The following is a 21,208-nucleotide window of genomic DNA, read 5'->3' on the forward strand; positions in this document are numbered from 1 at the left end:
CAGGCAGAATATCCGCCGTATAAGCAACTCCGTTTCTGCTATTAGGTAATAGTAGAGCATCAGATATAAAATGGTGGAGTCAGGGCTCCCCTCGTTAAAAAGCCGCCCGGTTAGCCTCCCGGCCCCTCACTCCAGGCTTGAACCGGAACAATCCGCCCGCCTGCGGCCAGCGTTCCAGCTCTTCTGCACTCATGTATCCGCATGCCGTAGTGATGTACAGCTCGTCCAGATTCTCACCGCCGAAGGTACAGGAGGTTACATAATGTGCCGGAACGTCGATTTTCTCCAGTTGTTCCCCCGTGTGAGGATTCCACCGTGAGATACAGCCGCCGCGCCAATGGGCGACCCAGAGCATGCCTTCGCTGTCGATCGTCATTCCATCCGGCCAGCCTTCACCTTCCGCCAACCGGATGACCGTCCGGCGCCCGCTCACCGAGCCATCTTCCAGCGAATAATCCATTACATCGATCCCCTTGGTCAACGTGTCAATGTAATACATGACCCCCAAGCTGTCGTTCCAGGCCAAGCCGTTGGAGATGCCGATCCCAGTCAACACCTGCCGGACCTCACCGGCAGATTCCATTACATACAGGCTGCCCTCTCTTCCCCTAAACCTTCTGTTCATCGAGCCGAACCACAACCGTCCGCGGCTGTCACATTTGGCATCATTCAGCCGATTACCGGAAATTCCGGTCTCCACCGATGCCAACAGCTCCAAGAGCTGATGCTCCATATATCTGTAGATCCCATCCTCCATCGTCAGAATCCATCCGCCGCGCTCAGCCGGTACAGCTGCACTTACCTTTCGCTCAAAGGAATGAATATCATCCGTCCCCTGGCCGGGGTCATAGAGATGTAATTCATTGCTGTCAACATCCATCCAATACAACCTGCCCTTCCTGTGATCCCAATGGGGACCTTCTCCAAGGGCCGCCTTCGCAGCAACCACGCATTCCATCGTTCCGCTCAACCTAAATCCTCCTCTACTAAATACTCTTTCTATGTACTACTGCTCTTCAGCCGCCGCCAACCTGACATACACCTGTCCGGTTCGCATGCTATGCTGAATACAGCACAATCCTATGAACTGAGGTGACCCGCATGAAGGCCGAATGGAGAAAACAAGACAAAGCCCTATACCTGCCCCCTGCCGAACCGGGACTGATTCAAGTACCCGCCTTCCCTTATTTCACCCTGCGGGGTGAAGGCAATCCCAACAGGAGCGCCTTCGCAGAAGCAGTCGCTGTGCTCTATTCCTTGTCCTATGCAGTTAAGATGCTGCCGAGACGAGGACCCGCGCCGGAAGGCTATTACGATTACACCGTCTTCCCGCTGGAAGGGGTATGGGATCTCAGCGAAGCCGGTCGCCGCTTAGCCGCTCTTGATAAAAACGAGCTGGTATATACCTTAATGATCCGGCAGCCGGATTTCCTGACCCCTCTGCTTGCCGCAGAAGTGCTGGAGCAGGTCAAGCACAGCAAACCGCACCCGCTGCTGGATAAGGCCGTCTTCGAGCACTGCGAAGACGGCCTGAGTGTACAAATGCTGCATATCGGCCCCTATGATGATGAACCGCACAGTTTCGCCAGAATGGAGCAATTCTGCACCGCTCAGGGCCTGGTGCGGGAGTCTCTCCTGCACCGCGAAATCTATATCTCGGATGCCAGGCGTGTCCGCCCGGAGAAGCTGCGGACCGTACTGCGGTTCAAGGCCGCCCGGCAGGATTAACGCTACATTTTCACCGCATTCCTTACCGTTGAGCTCTTATGCACCTCCAGCAGCTCCCCGTACTCCACCGTCTCAATCTCGCAGCCGGGCCCGATCACAACACTTCCGCCCCGGACAGTCTGCGCCTGCGTATGCTGAAGCTCGATCCGGTCTCCTTCGATCAGCCGGGCCGCGAAGCTCATCTTCTTCCCCGGTCTGAGCAACGCGCCGGAACGGCTGCGCTTGATGGAGATGCTGCCGCCGCCGACCGTATCCGCCCTACTGGGGCCGAATAATGTCAGGTCAAGCTTCTCCGCATTTAATAGTCCGCTGACCTCCAGGACTCCGGTAAGCTGCACCTGCTCTGCTTCACAATCGCCCGTAACTATGATCCCGCCGGTCAGCTTGATATCCTCAATCCGCAGCCCGCCGCCAGCCGTAACCTCTCCTTGTCCGCGCAGGCTGGCTGCGTCTACCCGGCCCTTCACCTTGCACTCCCCGGTGATTTTGATATCCTGTGCCCGAAGATTTCCTTCAACCGCTACCTCTCCGGTCTGCGTAAGCTTATGGCAGTCCACATCCCCGCCGAAGGTACATTCTCCCGTCACCTTCACATCCTTAAACACTCCGCCGACAGAGCTCGACGTCCCGAGTATCTTCAGATCATGGCGTTCTACCGTTTCATTCACCGGTCTTCTCCTCCTTTCCCACCTGGGCACCGGGATGTACAGTCAGTCCTGCTCTATACTCTACCCGGCCAATCGAGCAGCCCTGCCCGATAATGACCGTACCGCCCCTCACTACATCTGCACTTGTGTATTCCAGATCTAGCGTATCGCCTTCGATGAGATTGGCACGCAGTCCGATTTTGAGCTTGGGAATCATCCCGCCTAGCAGTCTGCCCCAGGCCGCGTTACCTTTTTTGCGGATCACCAGGCTCTCCACGCCAATCTCCCCTGCCTCAGACTGACCCTGTAGCCCGAACTCCATCCGGCCAGCACTCAGCAGACCCCCCACCGTGAATACCCCTTCACCGGTCAGCTCCTCCAGCTCACAATTGCCCTTCAGCTTCAGCATGCCGTCCATTACACAGCGCTCTCCCCGCAGACTGCCTTCTCCGCTCACTACTCCATTCAGCTTCATTTCACCAACCTGCAGATTGCCCTTTAGATTGAGGGTTCCGTCCATCTCCATCTCTTCCGCCGCAAGGTCGCCGTTCAGCTTCATTACGCCGTCACAGCTATAGGTATGTGCGCTGAGCGCTCCGTTAATCTTGCTGACGCCGTTGATATTCACTTTGTTATATCTGCCTCCGGCAGCCGTGTTGACCCCATCCATCACCAGATCCGGCAGTTCATTCTTCTCCATGGTCCAGCCTCCTATGGTTTACTGTTCATTACTCTATAAGCCGCCTTCAGTCAAACGTCCATTCAGCAGTTCCGCCAGATCGGCAGAGCGAAGCCTGCTCACCAGCCGTACCCCCTCTTCGAAGGCCAGCCCCGCTCCCGGCAGCGCCATAATGAAGAAGCTAACCCCCATCTTCCGCACAAAAAACAGCTCCCAGCCCTTCTCCCCGTACCCCGGCGCATGACTCTCCAGTATCTGATAGAGCCGGTCTGCTTCTTCCCAGCTGAGCTCCCCCTTGCTGAGCAGCCAATCTGCCGCAAATACATGAAGAATCTGCTCGAAGCTCAGCGGTAAGCCCTCAGCCTCCGTCCTCCCGAACCGCTCCAGACTACCCACCGAAACAATGTTACGTTCCTTTAGTTCGGATAAAGTTAACCTTATGCTGTACGAGGATGCCGGCTCTGACAGCTTATCCGCCAATTCATCCAGGGAGAGATCATCCTTCTTCTGTAAAATATGCTGTACCCGCCCCAAAATCCGCGCCCGCGGAAAAAAGGTCTCCTGTCCCGTAAAGGTAGATTTGCGGATGAACCATTCCTCAGGAATCAGCTGCTTCCGCTTCCAGCGGTACAACTGCCCGTAAGAGATTCCTGTCTCATCGAGCAGCTCCTTTTTGGAGATTAAATCCTCTTCCATATCACCACTCCTTGCGCTCATCGTAACATAACACTGTTACGTTGTAAACTGACAAGCTACCTACATCGCTCCCCTCCAGTGCAACAGCGCCTCCTCCTATTCACTCCTTCATAAAAAACAGAGCAGACCCTAGCCCTTACCGGCTTCGGATCTGCCCGCTATACTTCATTCTATGAACGCACAACGCCCTTCTGCCGGGCTTCACGCAGCCATTTCGGATACTCGTTGAAAAGCCGGTCATACAGGTCCTCATCGCTGACCTCGTCCAGATCATCCAGCGCGAAGAAATCCGCATTATCCACATAACGGCCCTGCAGATCGTCAAGCTCACGGAGTACGCCATAATCCGCATTGCCCAGCCCCACAAACTGCCAGAAAATATTATGCTTCGAGCTCTGGATCAGCAGCTTGGATATTTTGGGCGTCTCATAGATGCCCCCGTCGCTGAAGAAGACCACATATACCGGCAGGTCACCCGGCTCCTCCTTCGTATATTTCTTGATCAGATCCGCCATAACCACCGGCTCATTGTTCCCGATGCCCAGTCCCCCGAACATCTTCGGTCCCGGATAGGTCCGCTTCACATAATCCTCATACCCGTGTTCATTCACGCTCGGCATTCTTTTGCTCTTGGTGGCGAAGAACCAGACATCCAGCATTCCGTCATCATCCAGCTTGGCAGCCACAGCCAGCACCCGTTCAAAAGCCCGCTGCACGACTCCCTTCGCATATAATTGCGCCATGGAGCCGGATGCATCGAACACCACGGCTACTCTTGCCTTCTCCTGGTCAAGATTCTTCTTGCGCAGTGAAATTCCGACCTGCTGCTTCAGAAGATCAATCTTCGTCAAATTCAGGGCAGGCCGGGGAGCCTCCTCCTGGACTGTATCCTTAGGCGGTCCGCTGTATGTAGCCGCTGCTTCCATATGGCCTGGCACCCCTTGTGCGTGTGGCTGTGCTCTGCTGTTCTCCGGCGCTTCGTCTTCCACTTCAACGCCGTGCGCTTCCGCCAGCGGCTTCAGTCCGCCATGAAAGCCCCGTCCGACCGCACGCAGCTTGAAGCCCCCGCCATGGCGGTACAGCTCTGCCAGCACGAGCGAGGTCTCGGCATTGCCGTCCATAATTTCATATACCAGCTCTGTACCCTTCCCCGCCGCGCTGATTCTGCAGCCTCTGACATCGGCGAAGGTTCCGGGACCGTCCAGCGTAGCCGCGAAGACGCATTTCTCAATGGCCGAATCACGGAGCGCGCGCAGATCAATGGCGAACTCTCCGCTGCATTTATCAATCGGATTGAATACGACCGTGTGCTTGGGATCAGCCGGCTGATTATAAAAGATAAAGAAATCATCGGACGGCACCTTCCCGTTCCCGCCCACCATGAAGCAGCTGATATCCAGAATCGCCGGAGAACTGCTGCAGGATATCTTCACGGTTGCCTGGGTGGAAGCCTCGTCCAGCTTCGCATTGGAGCCGCTTACCAGCTTGATTATATTAGGATTCATGAATGCACTCTCCTACTCTCTCATATGTAGTACCAGGATGTACCAGATTCCCGCTTCTGCAAAAAGGAGCAGACCATTCCCTGCTAAGGATATGTCTGCTCCTGGTTGATCAAAGATTATGACTCTCCATATACAGCCGTTATCTCAGGCTGTCTGCGGAGTTCTCTGCATATAGAGATGCGATGGCTACAGCCAGAAAAGTCTTATTCTGCAGACTTCTCTGCTTCGGCTGCTTCCTCAGCTGGCGCGGCAGCAGCTTCATCAGCCGGCTCCTCCATCACGAGCGGAGGCGAAATCCGCACGATCAGCGTATCTTCAGGGGTAAGAATCTCCCAGCCCTCATGCTTCGGCAGATCGGATACCAGCAATTGATCACCGATATCGAGGCCGCTGATATCTACTTCGAGGTTTGCTTCCAGCTTGTCCGGCAAGGTCCGGATATCCAGCTCATACAGCTCAATCTGCTGCACGCCGCCGCTCTTGACGCCGATAGGATCACCTATGAAGTGGAAGGCTACCTTGGTATCCAGATCAGCCTTCATGTCAATCTGCTGCAAATCTACATGAAGCAGTGTACGGGATACCGGCTGGCGCTGCACTTCCTGAATAACCGCATTCTTCGGGCCGGAGCCCGGGATTTCCACCTTCAGGATGGCACGCGGGTTTTTGCCGAGAATATCATTAAGTGTTTTGGCATCTGCTGAGAAGGACTGGGTATCTGAACCTGCACCGTAAACTACAACCGGTACAAAACCTTTGCTGCGCTGGGAAGAATTTGATCCGGATCTTTCAGTCAAGCGTACTGTGGTATTCATGATATTTCCTCCTAATAGTTTTTTGAGCGCTACGCCCTTCTTATAGAAGCCGGGCAAGTTGCCGGGGGCGGCGTACGCCAAGTAGTGTCAGCATAGCTGCATTAAAAAACAAGACCAATTAGCTCTTATGTCTAATCAGTCTCTTATTAACCATATTTGCCTGCTATGGAATCAGTATAGCACCGGGAAATGAACAAGTCAAAACAGGGTAAAATTCAAATCCAATCCATATTTATAAATGATTACGCTAAAATCACCTGCTGTAAATGACCTACGGTGCCTCTCTTCCCCTTTCTCGCTTTTTGCCGCACAGGGTAGTAAAATAAAGGCACTATACCGGAATGGAGTGAGGTTATAAGATGGATAAAATCGTAAAGGGAGAAGGACGTTTCTATATCGCTGGTGACGGAAAAGACCTGGCCGAGATTACATACAGAACCGAAGAGATCACAGGGAATCTGGTGATTGACCATACCTTTGTCTCCGAAGATCTGCGCGGCCAGGGTGCGGGAGAAAAGCTTGTTCGGGCGGTCGTTGACCTGGCCCGTGAGCAGAGTGTCAAGATTGTACCGGAGTGCCCGTATGCGGCGCATCAATTCGAGAAGCACGCTGAATACAAGGATGTGCTCAAATAGGAGGAAGACCGTTTGACGAACACAGACACACTGAAACAGATTGAAGAGCTCCAGCAGCGCTGCGAGCACTATGAAGGAATCTCGCTGAAGCTGAACTGGGACATGCTCCGGCAGCCTGGAGAAGCAGGCGGTGCGCAATACCTGGTAACCTATGAAAAGGATGTACTGACCGGATTCATCGGCCTGTACGGCATCGGCGGTGATATGGAGGTATGCGGCATGGTCCGGCCGGGCTACCGCCGCCGGGGGATTTTCAGCTCCCTCTGGGAGCAGGCCCAGGCCATCATCCGCAGAGGGAAGACGAAGACGCTGCTGCTGAACACCCCTGCGGCTTCGGCTTCAGGCAATGCCTATCTGAAGACCTTGCCGCTTGCCTTCAGCCATTCGGAGTTTCAGATGAAATGGGATGGTGCGGGCAGCAGGGTTAGAGCCTCAGAGGCCAGCTCGGCCTCAGGCAATGTCATGCTCCGGCCTGCACGTCCGGAGGAGACCCCTCTACTCATCGCCTTCGACTGCGACGGGTTCCAGATGACCGAAGAGGACGCCGCTGAAATGTATGAGCTGCACGAACAGGAAGGCTCACAGGAGCATATCATCATTGAGCTCAGCGGCCAGCCCGCCGGGAAAATGCGTCTGTGGTCCGAGGACAACGAAACCTGGATCTACGGATTTACGGTGGACAAGAAGCTGCGCGGTCTCGGCATCGGCCGGAGTGCCCTGCAGCAGACCATCGAGCGGGAGCAGCGGAATTATAACGGAGTGAATCTGGAGGTGGCGCTGGATAACCCGAATGCGCTGCGGCTCTATGAGAGCTGCGGCTTCGTCATTCAAAGCCAGCAGGATTATTACACCTATCCTTTGAACGGCTAGCCTGGCAACGAGTATTTCAAGAAGCATACATTTAGCCCATATGCCTGCGCACCAGCACAATGTATGCTGTTTTTCGCATACTTTCGGACCAAACGCCTGCATGTGAGCACAATGAATGCTGTTTTTCGTATAGCATTCGGCCCATGCGTCTTCGTGTGAGCACAATGAATGCTGTTTTTCACATACATTTGCGCCAAACGCCTGCTGGCTAGCACAATGTATGCTGTTTTTCGCATACAATTCCTAAACAATCAAAAAGCATCCCCTCACGGTCAAATGACCCTGAAGGAGATGCTTTTTGTGTCGTCTCCAATTTCAATTCATCGTCTGCTTCTACATTAGCCCGTAGCCCCGCGCCTGAGCTTCATCCCGGTCGCTGCGGCGGTTGCTGCATTTCACGCAGCCTGCTCCCTGTTCTTCCCGTTCCAGGAAGACAGACAGCAGGCGCACATAATCCAGCGATTCCTGCAGGGGCATGTCTGCTCCGTCATACAGCTGCCTGCGGCCATCCAGCAGCGAGTAGATGGCGATCGTCTCCGCCGGCTTCCCGTAAGCCTTATGGCAGAATACATTCGCCATATGCAGAAATCCGGTAATCACCTGCTGGTCAGCATGTACCATGAATTTCTGGATATTCAGACTGCGTCCCGTAAGCTTCGAATTCCAGGCCAGCTGAAAAATCACCGCCAGCTCAATCTCAAGCTCCCGGACAGGAACATGCCACTGTTCGAACCGCATCACCGGAATCTCGCCGGTGTAACTGCCTGCGACAATCCGCATCAGCTCATCGGCCACCGCCTGCTTGACATCCCAGTAATGCATCAGGGAAGGAAAAGCATTGCCCTTCGGCGGCCAGCGGCGCTCCAGCAGAAACTGGACAGGCGTCTCCCGGCGCACCTCGGGCCGCAGACTGTAATAGTCATTAAGCGTATGTCCGACTGCAAATTGAACCTGCTGTCTCCAGCGGGGAAGTCCGGTAGCGGGAGCTCCGCTGCCGGCCGCTTCGGCCCCGCCCAGCATGATGTGTTCCATACGGTAATCATTCAGACGTCTGTACCGGCCAGCTTCAGCATCCGGCTTCGTTCCTGTGATTTCTCCTGCCGCCGCGCCCATCCTTAAGAGACCGCCGTGCAGATCTCGATGAACTGGCGCCCGTAAGTACGGCAAGCCTCTTTCTCCGCTGCATTCGGACCATATTCAATCTTCAGGCTGGGCTGCACAATCTCGGCCCCGCGCTCCTTCAGCTTCTCTTCAATCTGATCCACTGCTCCACAGTAGATCGCATACCCGGTGTCTCCGCTTCCGAAGGCCGCCGCCTTACAGGCGCTGAGATCCAGCTCATCCAGCTCTTCATAGAAATCCAGGAATTCATCCGGCAGCTCGCCGTCTCCCCATGTGTACGCACCCAGCATTACAGCCTCATACGCTTTTATCTCATCCGCATTGCAGTCCATGACCGATTTCAATACGGCCTCTCCGCCTGCCGCGCGTATTCCTTCCACGATCAATTCAGCGATTTCCTCCGTATTGCCAGTCAAGCTGGCATATGCCACTAGCACTTTAGCCATGACTTTTATCCTCCCAGGGTCCAAATGAAATGTATTCTCTATAATCCGGTCCCCTAAGCAGACCGTATCTTGCTTACCTTAATACTGTGCTAATCTCATTCTATTTGATAATGATTATCATTGTCAATATATAAAAAGCAGCGCCAGTCCAGGACATAACTGCTGCCCGGAGCTGACGCTGCTCAGTATTACTATTATCATATGATGTGTGGAATAATTAATATCCGCCTTCCAGCAAGGTAATGCCATTGCCGTCGGGATCACGGAAATTCATTTCTTTACCGCCGTACTCCATGGTTGCCGGGGGATGGCAATCCAGTCCTCTCGCCTTCAGCTGCTCATACGTCTCGTCCAGACTGCCGCAGGAGAATACCAGATTAACAGTTCCTGTCGTCAGATTCTCCCACTTGGCTGCGTTCCATATAATGATGCCGGGCTGGCTGCGTTCAAAAGCTATTTTGGCGCCGTCAAATTCTCCATAGCCCTCGAATGGGACCGGAATGCCCAGCACCTCTGAGTAGAATGCCGCCAGGGCCGCCGGGTCTTTACTGTACAGATTGATGCCGTCAAACGTTGTAATCATAATGATATCCTTCCCTTCATTGCTTGTATTGTGACCGGGCTGGTGTCAGCCGTTCTATCCTCATTGTACTTCTGCCTGTATGGCTTGTATTGCAAAAAAACGACATCAGCGCCGGGCATGACTCAGCGCATCCAGCGGAGTTCTGCCTGCGAATTTCTTGAAATTGTTGATCAAATGCGACTGGTGGCTGTACCCGTAAGTGAAGACTATATCTTGCATTACGCCCTTGGTCTGGGAGGAACGGTACAGGTCCAGCCAGACATTCTGGAAGCGGATAAGATCGGCCACCTTTTTGGGCGGAAGGCCGATATGCTGCCGGAACAGCCGTTCAAGCTGGCGGCTGCTTAAGCCTGAGCTGCTCTCCAGTGCCCCTGCCGTCATGATTCCGCGTGATGTAAGCAGCCTGTGGACCGCGTTCATCATCCCGTCGCTGCTGCGGTTTCCCCGTTCCAATCTCCGTAAAAGGAAAGCTTCAGCAGCAGCGATGCGCTCAGTCATTGTACGGATATGCTGGAGCCTGTCTCCCAGCTCCTTACGGAAGGTTCTGAAATAATACTCTACCGGAACATGCACATTCAATACCTCCGTCAGCGGCTCGTCTGCGAACAAGTGAACGGCCCAGAAATGAAACCGGATGGCGAAACGCTCTGTCGTAACAGGCTGTGCTGCTTGTCCTGTCTCGAACGGAGTGTCGTTAATCCCGCAAAAAATCCCGCCGGACTCCCCTGTCCGCCCATCCCATTCCCATATGATGTCCATGCAGCTATCAGGTATGATAGTCTCCGTCTGCTGCGGCAGCCGAGGCTGTGCTCCTGATCCCCAGTAGCAGCGGATATACGGCTGAAGCATCCTGCCCGGCAGATACTCGCCGCCCCCGGCCGGATTGGCCGTTATCGGATGATACAGCGCCGAAAGATTATACATCCCAGTGCAGCCTCCTTCCTTTGCTGTAACCTTGTATTCAGATCATACACAATCCCTGTACGAAGCGCCAGAACACCTGCTTTTCGATTGTCTAAGCCCCCTGCTTACCGAATGATTATGTTGCAAAATGATCTGCCCTGCTTTTTCTGGTAATATTATACGCCTATTGCTTGTTGGCTACACTGGGAATAGTCGCAGCTTTGCAACCATTTTGTTTGTTGCTGCGGGCTTAAATGTTGTACAATAAAGGCTAAATGACTTTTTGAAGGATGGATTAATAATGTATATAGCCAGTGATTGGAAAGACTATGAAGTGATTGATACCGGGGGCGGGGAGAAGCTGGAACGGTGGGGCGATATTATCCTGCGCCGGCCGGACCCGCAGATCATCTGGCCGCTGGCCAGCGAGAGCGCCAAGTGGCGGGATGTTCACGGACATTATCACCGCAGCTCCGCCGGAGGCGGGCAGTGGGAGATGAAGAAGACGATACCGGAGGACTGGAAAATCAGCTACGGCAAGCTGAAGTTCCACCTCCGCCCGACGAACTTCAAGCACACCGGGCTGTTCCCGGAGCAGGCGGCCAACTGGCGCTGGATGATGGACAAGATCGCAGCGGCTAACCGGCCGATCTCCGTCCTCAACCTGTTCGCATATACCGGCGGAGCAACTGTTGCGGCAGCAAGTGCCGGAGCCTCCGTCGTGCATGTCGATGCAGCCAAGGGGATGGTTCAATGGGCCAAGGAGAATGTAGCCCTGTCCGGTCTTGCCGACAAGCCGCTCCGCTTTATTACCGATGATGTATTCAAGTTCGTCCAGCGCGAACAGCGCCGCGGCAGCAAATATGATGCAATTATTATGGACCCTCCGTCCTACGGAAGAGGGCCGGGCGGTGAAATGTGGAAGCTCGAATCCAGTCTCTATCCGTTCCTGGAGAGCTGCATGGAGATTATGAGCGACCGTCCGTTATTCATGCTGATTAACTCCTACACGACCGGCATCTCGCCAAGCGTACTGCGCAACATGCTGTCAATGACGATGGGCAAGCGCTATGGCGGCAAGCTGAATTCCGGTGAGATCGGATTGCCGATTACAGCCTCCGGCATGAATCTGCCATGCGGGATTCTGGGCCGCTGGGAGGCGTAAGCCATGACCGGAACGAACAACGGCGCAGCAGGAGATTCCGGCAGCAGCCCCTCCCGGTTCGAGATTCTATATGAGGACAACCATCTGCTCGGCATTGTGAAGCCTGTGAATATTCCCGTTCAAGAGGATGCTACAGGCGACCCGGATCTGCTGACCCTGCTGAAGGAAGATGTGAAGCAGCGCTACGCGAAGCCGGGCAACGTCTTCATGGGCCTGGTTCACCGGCTGGACCGGCCTGTAGGCGGTGCGATGATCTTCGCCAAGACCTCGAAGGCGGCCTCCCGGCTATCCGAGAGTGTGCGCACCCACGCCTTCCAGAAGGTCTATCTGACAGTGGTGCATGGTCAGCTTCCGGGCGCAGAGGCCCGGCTGGAGCATACGCTGCTTAAGGACCCTAAGAGCAATACCGTCCAGGCCGTCCGGGAGGGAACGCCAGGCGGCAAGCAAGCCATCCTTGATTATACCGTGATTGGTACGGCAGAAGGCTATTCGCTGGTGAGGATTGACCTGCTGACCGGCCGCTCCCACCAGATCCGCGTCCAGCTCAGCGACGTTGGATGTCCGCTATATGGAGATCAGAAGTACGGTGCGGCCGTGAACAGACCGGGACAGCAGATTGCCTTATGGTCTGCACTCACCCGGTTCCCGCATCCGGTGACCAAAGAAGAAGTCGAGCTGCTCTCCCTGCCTCCCCGTTCCTATCCCTGGAATCTTTGGACTCCACAAATGCAAAAGCAGGCTATCCTTTAACGGACAGCCTGCTTTTTGGCATTATTATATAGGTTCTCAGTTGGTGCTTATACGGACTGTACCGAAGCAGTGTCATCCACGGCGGGGGCAACCGCCATCTTGCCCATGAGGTAGAGCAGCAGCTGCTGATTATGGGAGGAAATGGGGTCCAGCGCTTCTGCAAAAAAATCACTGCGGACCTTCAGTCCGCGCAGCGTCTCCCGCTGGCCTGTCTCGGTGATGCTCACCCAGACAATTCTGCGGTCTGAGGCATCGCGTTCACGGACAATCAGATTATGCTTCTCCATCCGGTCAAGCAGCATGGTCACGGCCGCCGGACTGGTTGCCAGATGAGGGGCCAAATCAGAAGGCTTCATCGCATCACGCTCCTGCAGCAATTCCAGTACGGTAAGCTGGGCATCAGTCAGTGTAGGGGCAAGCTTGCTGTCCATATGTAGCTTATAGTCCTTTAATATCTTATGCCAGATTTTACTGAATTCAGTGGAGTGCACACTTATTCCTTCCTTTCCTGCGGATCTCTATCCGGTATACTTAACTTTTTCGCCAGAAAAATTCCAAATCCTTCAAGGACGAAAAATAAAATCTTATCTGGACCGGTTCCAGACCTCCCCAGGCCAGAGAAAACCACTGGGTTCCTCCGTTCACCGCAGCATTCCGTCCTGTCCAGCGGAGAGCTCACCGGCCGCTAATATAGAGTATTGTTGCACTTCTTGCAGGATTTCTATATAAACAGCAGCCCCCATTGAAGAAAATCATAATTCCTCAGAAAATAAAAGCGCGGGCAGCCCGTTACTCTGAGCTGCCCGCACCGTTACATGCGGTATTATATTTTACTTGACTGCCTGAAAAAGAATAGCGATCTCGTCCTTCTTCTCGACAGCAACCAGCTGCTTGCCTGTAGAACGGCGTTCAGCAATCGGTGCCGATTCGGAAGAGAAGGAATGTACCGCACCGCTCTGGGTGATGGCGGTCACCTCCAGCGGCTCCTTGCAATAGAATGCTCCTGCCAGCCTGCTGCCGTTCGGGCGGACACGCTTGCCTTCCTTGAACTCGAAGGTTGGCATCCCTTTGCCTCCGCGGCTCTGGGATGGATAATCCACCATCAGGGAGCGCTTGGCATAGCCGATGTCGGATATAGCCAGGATCTCGCCTTCATCCTCGCTGACCCAGAAGCAGGAGACCACCTCATCTCCTTCACGGAGCTGAATTCCCCTAACTCCTGTGGCCACCCGGCCCATAGGATTCACTTCATTCTCACGGAAACGGATGCTCATGCCCTCACGGGTAATTAGCACGATGTCCTTGTCATTACTGCTCTGCGCCACTGTAATGATCTCATCGCCTTCCGCCACCTTACAGGAGGCAACGGCTCCGGAACGGCTTGTAGAGTACTCCTTGAGCTCGGTACGCTTCACCTGCCCCTTGCGGGTAATGAAGACCAGACTTGCCAGCGGGTCCTCCAGGTTGCCGACTGGCAGCACACTGACGACACTGTCTCCCTTATTCAGTCCGATCACGTTGACGATGGCCGTCCCCGGCTCTTTCCATTTGAACTCTGGAATCTGGTGCACGGGAAGCAGGAAGTATTGCCCCTTGCGGGTGAATACGAGCAGGCTCTCCCGGGTATTCAGATCCAGCAGCTTGACGATATGATCGCCATCCTTGACGCCTGAAGAGTGGCGCTCCCCGCCTGAACGGGTGAAGGACAGCATGCCGGTCCGCTTGATATAGCCGTCCGCCGAGAGTGCAACCAGCACATCCTCCGCATTGACCAGAACCTCCATGTTGACCTTAAGCTCCTCTACCTCGCCCTGAATCAGGGAACGACGGTCGATTCCGTATTTGTCACGGATCTCCAGCAGCTCCTTGCGGATAACGGTAATCAGCTTCTTATCGCTGTCCAGAATCCCCTGGAGCACTGCAATCCGGGCCAGCATCTCATCCAGCTCCTTCTGCAGCGAATGAATCTCCAGATTGGTGAGACGGTAGAGCTGCAAAGTAAGGATAGAATCAGCCTGACGTTCGCTGAAACCGAACATCCATACCAGATTATTCTGGGCATCCTGACGGTTCTTGGATGCCTTGATGGCAGCGATCACTTCGTCCAGAATATTCAGCGCCTTGACCAGTCCCTCCAAGACATGGGCACGGTCCTCCGCCCGTTCCAGATCGAACCGGGTACGGTGGGTGACCACTTCGCGCTGATGGGCAATGTAGGCTTCAAGGATCGCTTTGAGCCCCAGCTGCTGCGGAGCCTTGTTAACGATGGCTACCATGTTGAAGTTGTAAGTGACTTGGAGGTCGGTTTTTTTGAGCAGATAGGCTAAGACGCCTTGTGCATCTGCCTCCTTCTTCAGCTCCACCACGATGCGCAGACCCTCACGGCCGCTCTCATCGCGGACCTCGGCGATCCCTTCAATCTTTTTCTCCAGGCGGATGTTCTCCATGGAGGTCACCAGCCGTGACTTCACGATCTGGAAAGGCACCTCGGTGATCACGATCTGCTGCTTCCCGCCGCGCAGGTTCTCAATCTCCGTCTTGGAACGCAGATAGATACGGCCTTTGCCGGTGCGGTAAGCATCCATAATGCCGTCTCCGCCCATAATGGTTCCGCCTGTCGGGAAATCCGGCCCTTTGATGAAGGTCATGATATCCTCCAGCGCAATGTCCGGCTTCTGCATGACAGCGATGCAGGCGTCGATGACTTCCCGCAGGTTATGCGGTGGAATCTCCGTGGCAAATCCGGCCGAGATCCCGCTCGTCCCGTTCACCAGCAGATTCGGATAACGGGAGGGAACAACCACCGGTTCCTTGGCCGTATTATCGAAGTTGTCCTTGAACAGAACGGTGCGCTTCTCAATATCGCGCATCATCTCCATGGCAATCGGAGACAGACGCGCTTCTGTGTAACGCATCGCCGCTGCCGGGTCATCATCCATGGAACCCCAGTTGCCGTGTCCGTCTACCAGCACATGCCCCAACTTCCACGGCTGTGCCATCCGCACCATCCCGTCGTAGATCGAGGAGTCCCCGTGGGGATGGTAGTTACCCATGACATCACCAACGGTTTTGGCTGACTTGCGGTATGGCTTATCCGGCGTATTGCCGGAATCGTACATGGCATACAGAATCCGGCGCTGCACGGGCTTCAGCCCGTCGCGCACATCGGGGATCGCCCGGTCCTGAATGATATATTTGGAATACCGGCCAAACCGGTCACCCACGACCTCTTCCAGAAAAGCCGGCAAAAATTGCTCTGATAAACTGCTCATTTCCTCTTCACCTTCTGTTCCTCATTCTGTCCGCGTTTTTAAAGCTTGATGATCTGACCGCTGCGCTCTTGCGTTATTGAATGCAAAAACCAAACAATATTTTGATAACAGGTAAGATCGTAACTGCGGTGATTTTGGACTTCCGGCCGCTGTTGTATTTAGATTTCTGATTCATAGGCCTAGCGGATGAAATCTAAATACAAAGGCGGACGCTGACGCTCCTACAGTTCCAAAATCCCCTCCGTTACTTTCCCTTGTATCAGTTTATCAAAACATAGTTCACAATCCATTGAATTCAAGAACCAGCCGCTTCGCTTAAACCGATCATCAAAAAATTAAAAACAGCGGAAGGTATCGTCACTTCCCACTACTACTTACGATCTTTGTTACTCCACGATCTCCGTGAAGTCGACGTTCTCGACAATCCAGCGCTTGCGCGGATCGACCTTATCGCCCATCAGGGTGGAGACGCGGCGCTCCGCCTTGGCAGCATCCTCGATCTGCACCTGAAGCAGCGTACGCGAATCGGGATTCATCGTAGTCTCCCACAGCTGGTCCGGGTTCATCTCACCCAGTCCCTTGTACCGCTGCAGCTCGAAATTCTTCCCGAATTCCTTCAGATAATTCTGCAATTCCTCATCGCTCCAGGCATAGCGGACCGTCTCCAGCTTGCCCGATTTACGTGTCAGCTTATACAGCGGCGGCTGGGCGATATAGACCTTACCGGCATCAATCAGCGGCTTCATGTAGCGGTAGAAGAAGGTCAGCAGCAGCACCTGAATATGCGCTCCGTCCGTATCGGCATCGGTCATAATGATGATTTTGGAATAATTGCTGTCCTCTACGGCAAAATCAGGCCCGATTCCCGCACCGATTGCCGAAATGATCGCCTTGTATTCGTCGTTCTTCAGGATATCCAGCAGCTTGGCCTTCTCGGGGTTCATCGGCTTGCCCTTCAGCGGCAGGATCGCCTGAATCTTGGAATCCCGGCCTTGCTTCGCGGAGCCGCCGGCTGAATCGCCCTCGACGATGAAAATCTCGGTACGTGTAACGTCCTTGGACTGTGCAGGTGACAGCTTACCGCCCAGGTTCGAGCTCTCACTGCGCTTCTTGCCGCTGCGGATCTCATCACGGGCCTTGCGGGCCGCTTCACGGGCCTTGGAGGCCTGGATCGATTTTTTCAGCAGACTCTGTGCAACTTGGGGATTCTCTTCCAGGAACCGCGCCATCCGCTCGGAGACGATGAAGTCCACAGCGCTGCGGGCAGATGCGCTTCCGAGCTGATCCTTCGTCTGTCCGACAAACTCCACATCCGACATCTTGATGCTGATGACCGCCATCATGCCTTCGCGCAGATCATTGCCCTCCAGATTCTTATCCTTCTCCTTGAGCAGCTGCGTGCGGCGGGCGTAATCATTCAGTACACGGGTATAGGCTGTCTTGAAGCCTGTCTCGTGTGTTCCCCCGCTGCGGGTAGGAATGGAGTTGACAAAAGAAGCGATCGTCTCCGTATACCCCGCATTATACTGCAGCGCGATTTCCACCTCGATCTCGTCCTTCTCGGAGCTGAAATGGATTACATCGTGCAGTACATCCTTGCCTTCGTTCAGGAATTGCACGAACTGGCTGGCGCCGCCTTCGTAGAAGAATTCATCCTGACGGCCGCTGCGCTCATCGCTCAGAATGATCCGCAGGCCGGAGTTCAGGAAGGCAATCTCCTGTACCCGTTCTGCCAGCGTATCATAACTCAGCGCAATGCCTGCGGAGAAGACGCGAATATCCGGCTTGAAGGTAATCTTCGAACCGGTTTTATTCGTATTTCCCAGTATCTCAAGACCGGTTACAGGCTCACCGACATGCTCTTTGCCGTTCTTGTCGACCCAGTATTCAAAGCGCTGGCGGTGAATCTTGCCCTCCCGGTAAATCTCCACTTCCAGCCACTCGGACAACGCATTGGTTACCGAAGCCCCGACCCCGTGCAAGCCGCCCGATTTCTTGTAGCCGGAGCCGCCAAATTTGCCGCCTGCATGCAGAATGGTGAATACCACCTGCGGCGTTGGGACTCCTGTCTTGTGCATTCCGGTCGGGATTCCGCGTCCGTTGTCAATCACGGTTACCGATCCGTCTTTTTTCAAAGTGATATCAATCTTCGAGCAAAACTTCGCCAAATGCTCATCTACGGCATTATCCACTATTTCCCATACTAAATGGTGCAGACCCGAGGAACTCGTACTGCCAATATACATGCCGGGCCGTTTGCGGACCGCAACCAGACCTTCGAGCACCTGAATGTCGTCAGCATCGTATCCAGTCCGGCCTGCTTCGCCGTTCTTAGAGACTTTTGCAAACATATCGATCTGTTCGAGCATTCATGCTCCTCCTTCACTTGTCTTCCTGTCTCTCTAAAAATGCAAACAAACGTTTTCGTTCACTTTGTACATTCTAATTCAAAATATCCCGTTTCGTAAAGACGGCGAATGAAATGATTACGGCCGCAAGTCCCCAAATGCCCAGAACCGCCATCGAAAAGCCCAATGTCATGCCCTCTATCGGCGCGGGAGTGCCCGCTAAATAAGTCGTCAGCTCCATGTTGACCATAAATAAATATTTGGCCGCCGTCCAGGCGGAAGCCATATTCGTCAGGATCGTTCCGGCAATCAGCGCTGCCATCATCACTACAATGCTAGCAGCCGTACTGCGGACCAGCACCGACACCATGAAGGCCAGCAGAGCCACCACGATGCTGACATACCAGATCAGCCCGCCCTGCATCAGCAGATACTTCCACTGCTCCACAGCATGAACCTTAGTCATATCCACAGTATCACCGTTCAGCTGGAAGCCTGTAAAGACTGGAACATTGAACCCCTTATAGCCAAAAGCCAGCCCCGATATCAGATAGCTGATTACGAATACGGACAGGACAATCAGCGAGACGAACATCAGCAGCGCTACCATTTTGCTGAACAGTACCTTCCAGCGTCTGACCGGGCGGGTCAGCAGCATTTTGATCGTGCCTGTCGTCCGCTCCCCGGAGACGAGGTCGGAGGCAACCGCCATGATTAGCAGCGGAATGAACAGGGAGACGGAATTATTGACAAACTCCCGGGTGAACGTTACTCCGCTCGGCTCGTTCGGATTCACATCATGGTCCAGATAATACTGCAATTGCTGGAGAAAAATCCGCCGGTACGACTTCCATTCCTCCGGAATCCGGTCGCTGCCGAGCGAGTTCTGGTTGTCGGTAATCTGCTGCTGGATCTCCAGCCTCCAGTCAGAGTTAAATTTGTCACGGCTGCGCTCGGCTATGCGCATTTGCGCATAGGTAAACATTGGCACCAGCACAAGCAGGATGAGCAGGATGACATAGAAACGTTTCTTTTTAATAATCTTCAGGCACTCATTTCGAATGAGCGGCAGCAGGTTAGTCAATGGCTTCACCTTCCGTTAGCTTCAAGAATAGCTGTTCCAGTGTAGGGTTGATTTTATGCACAGCCCGGACTTCCACCTCTTGTGCAACCAGCACGGCAACAATCTCCGGGATCAGCTCCTCGTCCATCGCCGTAACCAGGGAATTCACGCCCATGCCTGCGATGACCGAGTCATCCAGGGTAACCTCGTCCAGATGAAGCAGCGCGATATCCGGCCGCCCGGCCATGATGTCTCTTGCCCGCTGAAGCGGCTCCAGCTCCCACAGGACATAAGGCGAGTTACGGGCAACCAGCTCGTCTACAGCGCCAACAGCGAGTACACGGCCTTTGCTGATAATGGCTACCCGGTCACACAGCAGCTGAATTTCGCTCAGCAGATGACTGGACACAAAGACCGCCAGCCCTTCGTCCGCCAGCTTACGGATGAATTCGCGCAGCTCCTTGATCCCCTTCGGGTCCAGGCCGTTGGTCGGCTCATCGAGAATCAGCAGCCGGGGACGGCCGAGCAGAGCTTGGGCGATACCGAGCCGCTGGCGCATCCCCAGCGAATACGTGCTGACTTTATCCTGAATGCGCTGATCAAGCCGCACAATTTCCACGACCTCGGCAATCCGCTGCTCATCCACGCCGGGCTGCATGCGGGCAAAATGCTGCAGGTTCTCCCAGCCCGTCAGATACGTATAAACCTCGGGATTCTCGACGATGGAGCCGACGTATTGCAGCGCTTTTTCCGGATTCCGGTTCACATTATAGCCGCAGACGGTAATCGTCCCTTCGCTCGGGCGGATCAGGTCCACCAGCATACGGATGGTTGTGGTTTTGCCGGCTCCGTTCGGACCGAGAAAGCCGAAGATTTCGCCTTTTTTCACATCAAACGTGACATCATCTATAATCCATTTGCGGCCGATTTTTTTGCGGACTCCCCGGGCGGACAGGACGACCTCTTCCCCCGGTGCCTCATGAATGGTTCTCGCCATCTTATACAGCTCCTTGCCACAGTCATTTCTGTTCAAAAAATTATTCTGTCAGCGAACCGCTTGAACAATCCGCTCACTCATCCGCTGATAGCCGTCCCCGTTCGGGTGAAAATGATCATTCGACAGGTATTTCGCCAAATGGCGGTCAAACAGATCAAAGGTCGGGACCAGCGTCATGTTCTGATGCTTGTTGATCATATCCATCGCCGCATTATTCCACGCCGTTACCGCCTGATTACCGGGAATTAGCAGCCCCTCGATATCTCCGAAGGGATTATACAGTCCGATGTAATAGACTTGGGCCTGCGGATTCACTTCTGCAACTGTATCCAGTATGCTGCCCAGCCGTTTGGCGGCCCCAGGCAGCGCGGAGAGAAGCGATTCCGGGGTCAGATCACCTGCAGACGCGGTTGGAACCGGGGTGGTGCCTTCTACCTTGTTATTGGCAGGGGCTTCCGCGCTCTGAGGTACCGCTTGCTCCGAAGGCTTCGCAGAGGCGGCTGCTTGTCCGCTGCTCCCGCCGGTCCCCAGAATATCCGAGCCCCGGAACAGGTCGTTCCCGCCGATGGAGATCAGGATGACATTCGCCTGACGCAGCGCGTACTGCACCCCTTCCTCCTGAAGCTTGCTCTGCAAGGCAGCGGTGGTCAAGCCGTTAATGCCCATATTGCCCAGCAGCTCTGCCTTTCCTCCATTGGCCGACAAGGCATCTACGGTCCGTCTAACAAACCCTTGCCCGGAGTTGTCGCCGGTCCCTTTGGCCAGAGAATCACCAAGCGCCAGGATCTTGTATTCGTCACTTGCCGCGGCTGTCGGTGCAGCCGTCTCCTGCGGAAGGGAGGAGAGGAACTGCTCCCCCTTCGGGTTCAGGATATCGCCCACTGCATACACAAATCCTGTAATCAAAAGTAAAGTTGCCAGGATGGACACCAGGCTTACTGTCCTCCAGGTCCATTTGGAATCCTTCAATGCTATCCCTCCATC

At 54.4% G+C, this 21,208-nt stretch carries 21 protein-coding genes; 5 read left to right on the top strand and 16 right to left on the bottom strand.

Annotation, left to right across the window (positions count from 1 at the left end):
- Window positions 1-94: 94 nt before the first annotated feature.
- Window positions 95-970 (bottom strand): SMP-30/gluconolactonase/LRE family protein, encoded by an 876-nt coding sequence (locus tag MKX51_RS18730; RefSeq protein WP_340993438.1) that lies wholly within the window; start codon window positions 968-970, stop codon window positions 95-97.
- A gap of 131 nt (window positions 971-1,101) precedes the next feature.
- Here MKX51_RS18730 and MKX51_RS18735 point away from each other — a divergent pair, with 131 nt between their 5' ends.
- Window positions 1,102-1,728, top strand: coding sequence for a GyrI-like domain-containing protein (locus MKX51_RS18735; protein WP_340993439.1), 627 nt, complete (start codon window positions 1,102-1,104; stop codon window positions 1,726-1,728).
- A 2-nt stretch (window positions 1,729-1,730) separates the two neighbouring features.
- Here the strand turns inward: MKX51_RS18735 and MKX51_RS18740 are convergent, their stop codons facing one another.
- The 5 genes from MKX51_RS18740 to MKX51_RS18760 form a co-directional block, all read right to left on the bottom strand.
- Entirely contained in the window at window positions 1,731-2,396 is a 666-nt protein-coding gene (locus tag MKX51_RS18740) for a hypothetical protein (RefSeq protein ID WP_340993440.1), read from the bottom strand.
- A complete protein-coding gene (locus MKX51_RS18745) occupies window positions 2,389-3,075 on the bottom strand; it encodes a hypothetical protein (RefSeq protein ID WP_340993441.1) in 687 nt (228 codons plus the stop codon). Before MKX51_RS18745 ends, MKX51_RS18740 begins: the two co-directional genes overlap by 8 nt.
- Window positions 3,076-3,108: 33 nt before the next feature.
- Window positions 3,109-3,750: a DUF4004 family protein gene (locus MKX51_RS18750; RefSeq protein ID WP_340993442.1), complete on the bottom strand. Its 642-nt coding sequence runs from the start codon at window positions 3,748-3,750 to the stop codon at window positions 3,109-3,111.
- Between the two features lie 170 nt (window positions 3,751-3,920).
- Window positions 3,921-5,255, bottom strand: a complete 1,335-nt coding sequence (locus tag MKX51_RS18755; protein ID WP_340993443.1) for a vWA domain-containing protein — start codon at window positions 5,253-5,255, stop codon at window positions 3,921-3,923.
- Between the two features lie 203 nt (window positions 5,256-5,458).
- Window positions 5,459-6,070: a 50S ribosomal protein L25 gene (locus MKX51_RS18760; protein ID WP_340993444.1), complete on the bottom strand. Its 612-nt coding sequence runs from the start codon at window positions 6,068-6,070 to the stop codon at window positions 5,459-5,461.
- 359 nt (window positions 6,071-6,429) lie between these two features.
- Here MKX51_RS18760 and MKX51_RS18765 point away from each other — a divergent pair, with 359 nt between their 5' ends.
- A complete protein-coding gene (locus MKX51_RS18765; protein ID WP_340993445.1) occupies window positions 6,430-6,705 on the top strand; it encodes a GNAT family N-acetyltransferase in 276 nt (91 codons plus the stop codon).
- A gap of 12 nt (window positions 6,706-6,717) precedes the next feature.
- Window positions 6,718-7,575, top strand: a complete 858-nt coding sequence (locus tag MKX51_RS18770) for a GNAT family N-acetyltransferase (protein ID WP_340993446.1) — start codon at window positions 6,718-6,720, stop codon at window positions 7,573-7,575.
- 333 nt (window positions 7,576-7,908) lie between these two features.
- Here MKX51_RS18770 and MKX51_RS18775 read toward each other — a convergent pair whose 3' ends face one another.
- The 4 genes from MKX51_RS18775 to MKX51_RS18790 all read right to left on the bottom strand — a co-directional run bounded on the left by MKX51_RS18775 (window position 7,909) and on the right by MKX51_RS18790 (window position 10,650).
- Window positions 7,909-8,688: a hypothetical protein gene (locus tag MKX51_RS18775; protein ID WP_340993448.1), complete on the bottom strand. Its 780-nt coding sequence runs from the start codon at window positions 8,686-8,688 to the stop codon at window positions 7,909-7,911.
- 2 nt (window positions 8,689-8,690) lie between these two features.
- A complete protein-coding gene (locus MKX51_RS18780; RefSeq protein ID WP_340939781.1) occupies window positions 8,691-9,143 on the bottom strand; it encodes a flavodoxin in 453 nt (150 codons plus the stop codon).
- A gap of 217 nt (window positions 9,144-9,360) precedes the next feature.
- On the bottom strand, window positions 9,361-9,726 hold the full coding sequence (locus MKX51_RS18785; RefSeq protein WP_340993449.1) for a VOC family protein: 366 nt from the start codon (window positions 9,724-9,726) through the stop codon (window positions 9,361-9,363).
- 105 nt (window positions 9,727-9,831) lie between these two features.
- Window positions 9,832-10,650, bottom strand: a complete 819-nt coding sequence (locus MKX51_RS18790) for a helix-turn-helix domain-containing protein (RefSeq protein ID WP_340993450.1) — start codon at window positions 10,648-10,650, stop codon at window positions 9,832-9,834.
- Between the two features lie 280 nt (window positions 10,651-10,930).
- Here MKX51_RS18790 and MKX51_RS18795 point away from each other — a divergent pair, with 280 nt between their 5' ends.
- Window positions 10,931-11,794: a class I SAM-dependent methyltransferase gene (locus MKX51_RS18795; RefSeq protein ID WP_340993451.1), complete on the top strand. Its 864-nt coding sequence runs from the start codon at window positions 10,931-10,933 to the stop codon at window positions 11,792-11,794.
- 3 nt (window positions 11,795-11,797) lie between these two features.
- A complete protein-coding gene (locus MKX51_RS18800) occupies window positions 11,798-12,544 on the top strand; it encodes an RluA family pseudouridine synthase (RefSeq protein WP_340993452.1) in 747 nt (248 codons plus the stop codon).
- A 47-nt stretch (window positions 12,545-12,591) separates the two neighbouring features.
- Here MKX51_RS18800 and MKX51_RS18805 read toward each other — a convergent pair whose 3' ends face one another.
- The 6 genes from MKX51_RS18805 to MKX51_RS18830 form a co-directional block, all read right to left on the bottom strand.
- The gene (locus MKX51_RS18805; protein ID WP_340993453.1) at window positions 12,592-13,035 is read right to left on the bottom strand and encodes a MarR family winged helix-turn-helix transcriptional regulator; all 444 of its coding nucleotides are present in this window, start codon (window positions 13,033-13,035) and stop codon (window positions 12,592-12,594) included.
- Window positions 13,036-13,374: 339 nt separating this feature from the next.
- Window positions 13,375-15,816: a DNA gyrase subunit A gene (gene gyrA, locus MKX51_RS18810; protein ID WP_340993454.1), complete on the bottom strand. Its 2,442-nt coding sequence runs from the start codon at window positions 15,814-15,816 to the stop codon at window positions 13,375-13,377.
- A 386-nt stretch (window positions 15,817-16,202) separates the two neighbouring features.
- Window positions 16,203-18,185, bottom strand: coding sequence for a DNA topoisomerase IV subunit B (gene parE / locus MKX51_RS18815; RefSeq protein ID WP_340939771.1), 1,983 nt, complete (start codon window positions 18,183-18,185; stop codon window positions 16,203-16,205).
- 73 nt (window positions 18,186-18,258) lie between these two features.
- On the bottom strand, window positions 18,259-19,248 hold the full coding sequence (locus MKX51_RS18820; RefSeq protein ID WP_036732948.1) for an ABC transporter permease: 990 nt from the start codon (window positions 19,246-19,248) through the stop codon (window positions 18,259-18,261).
- The gene (locus MKX51_RS18825) at window positions 19,241-20,224 is read right to left on the bottom strand and encodes an ABC transporter ATP-binding protein (RefSeq protein WP_036732945.1); all 984 of its coding nucleotides are present in this window, start codon (window positions 20,222-20,224) and stop codon (window positions 19,241-19,243) included. The genes MKX51_RS18820 and MKX51_RS18825 overlap by 8 nt, the downstream gene beginning before the upstream one ends.
- A 48-nt stretch (window positions 20,225-20,272) precedes the next feature.
- On the bottom strand, window positions 20,273-21,193 hold the full coding sequence (locus MKX51_RS18830) for a GDSL-type esterase/lipase family protein (RefSeq protein ID WP_340939768.1): 921 nt from the start codon (window positions 21,191-21,193) through the stop codon (window positions 20,273-20,275).
- Window positions 21,194-21,208 lie beyond the last annotated feature (15 nt).

The sequence above is a fragment of the Paenibacillus sp. FSL M7-0420 genome (genome assembly GCF_038002345.1).
Lineage (GTDB): Bacteria > Bacillota > Bacilli > Paenibacillales > Paenibacillaceae > Paenibacillus_AQ.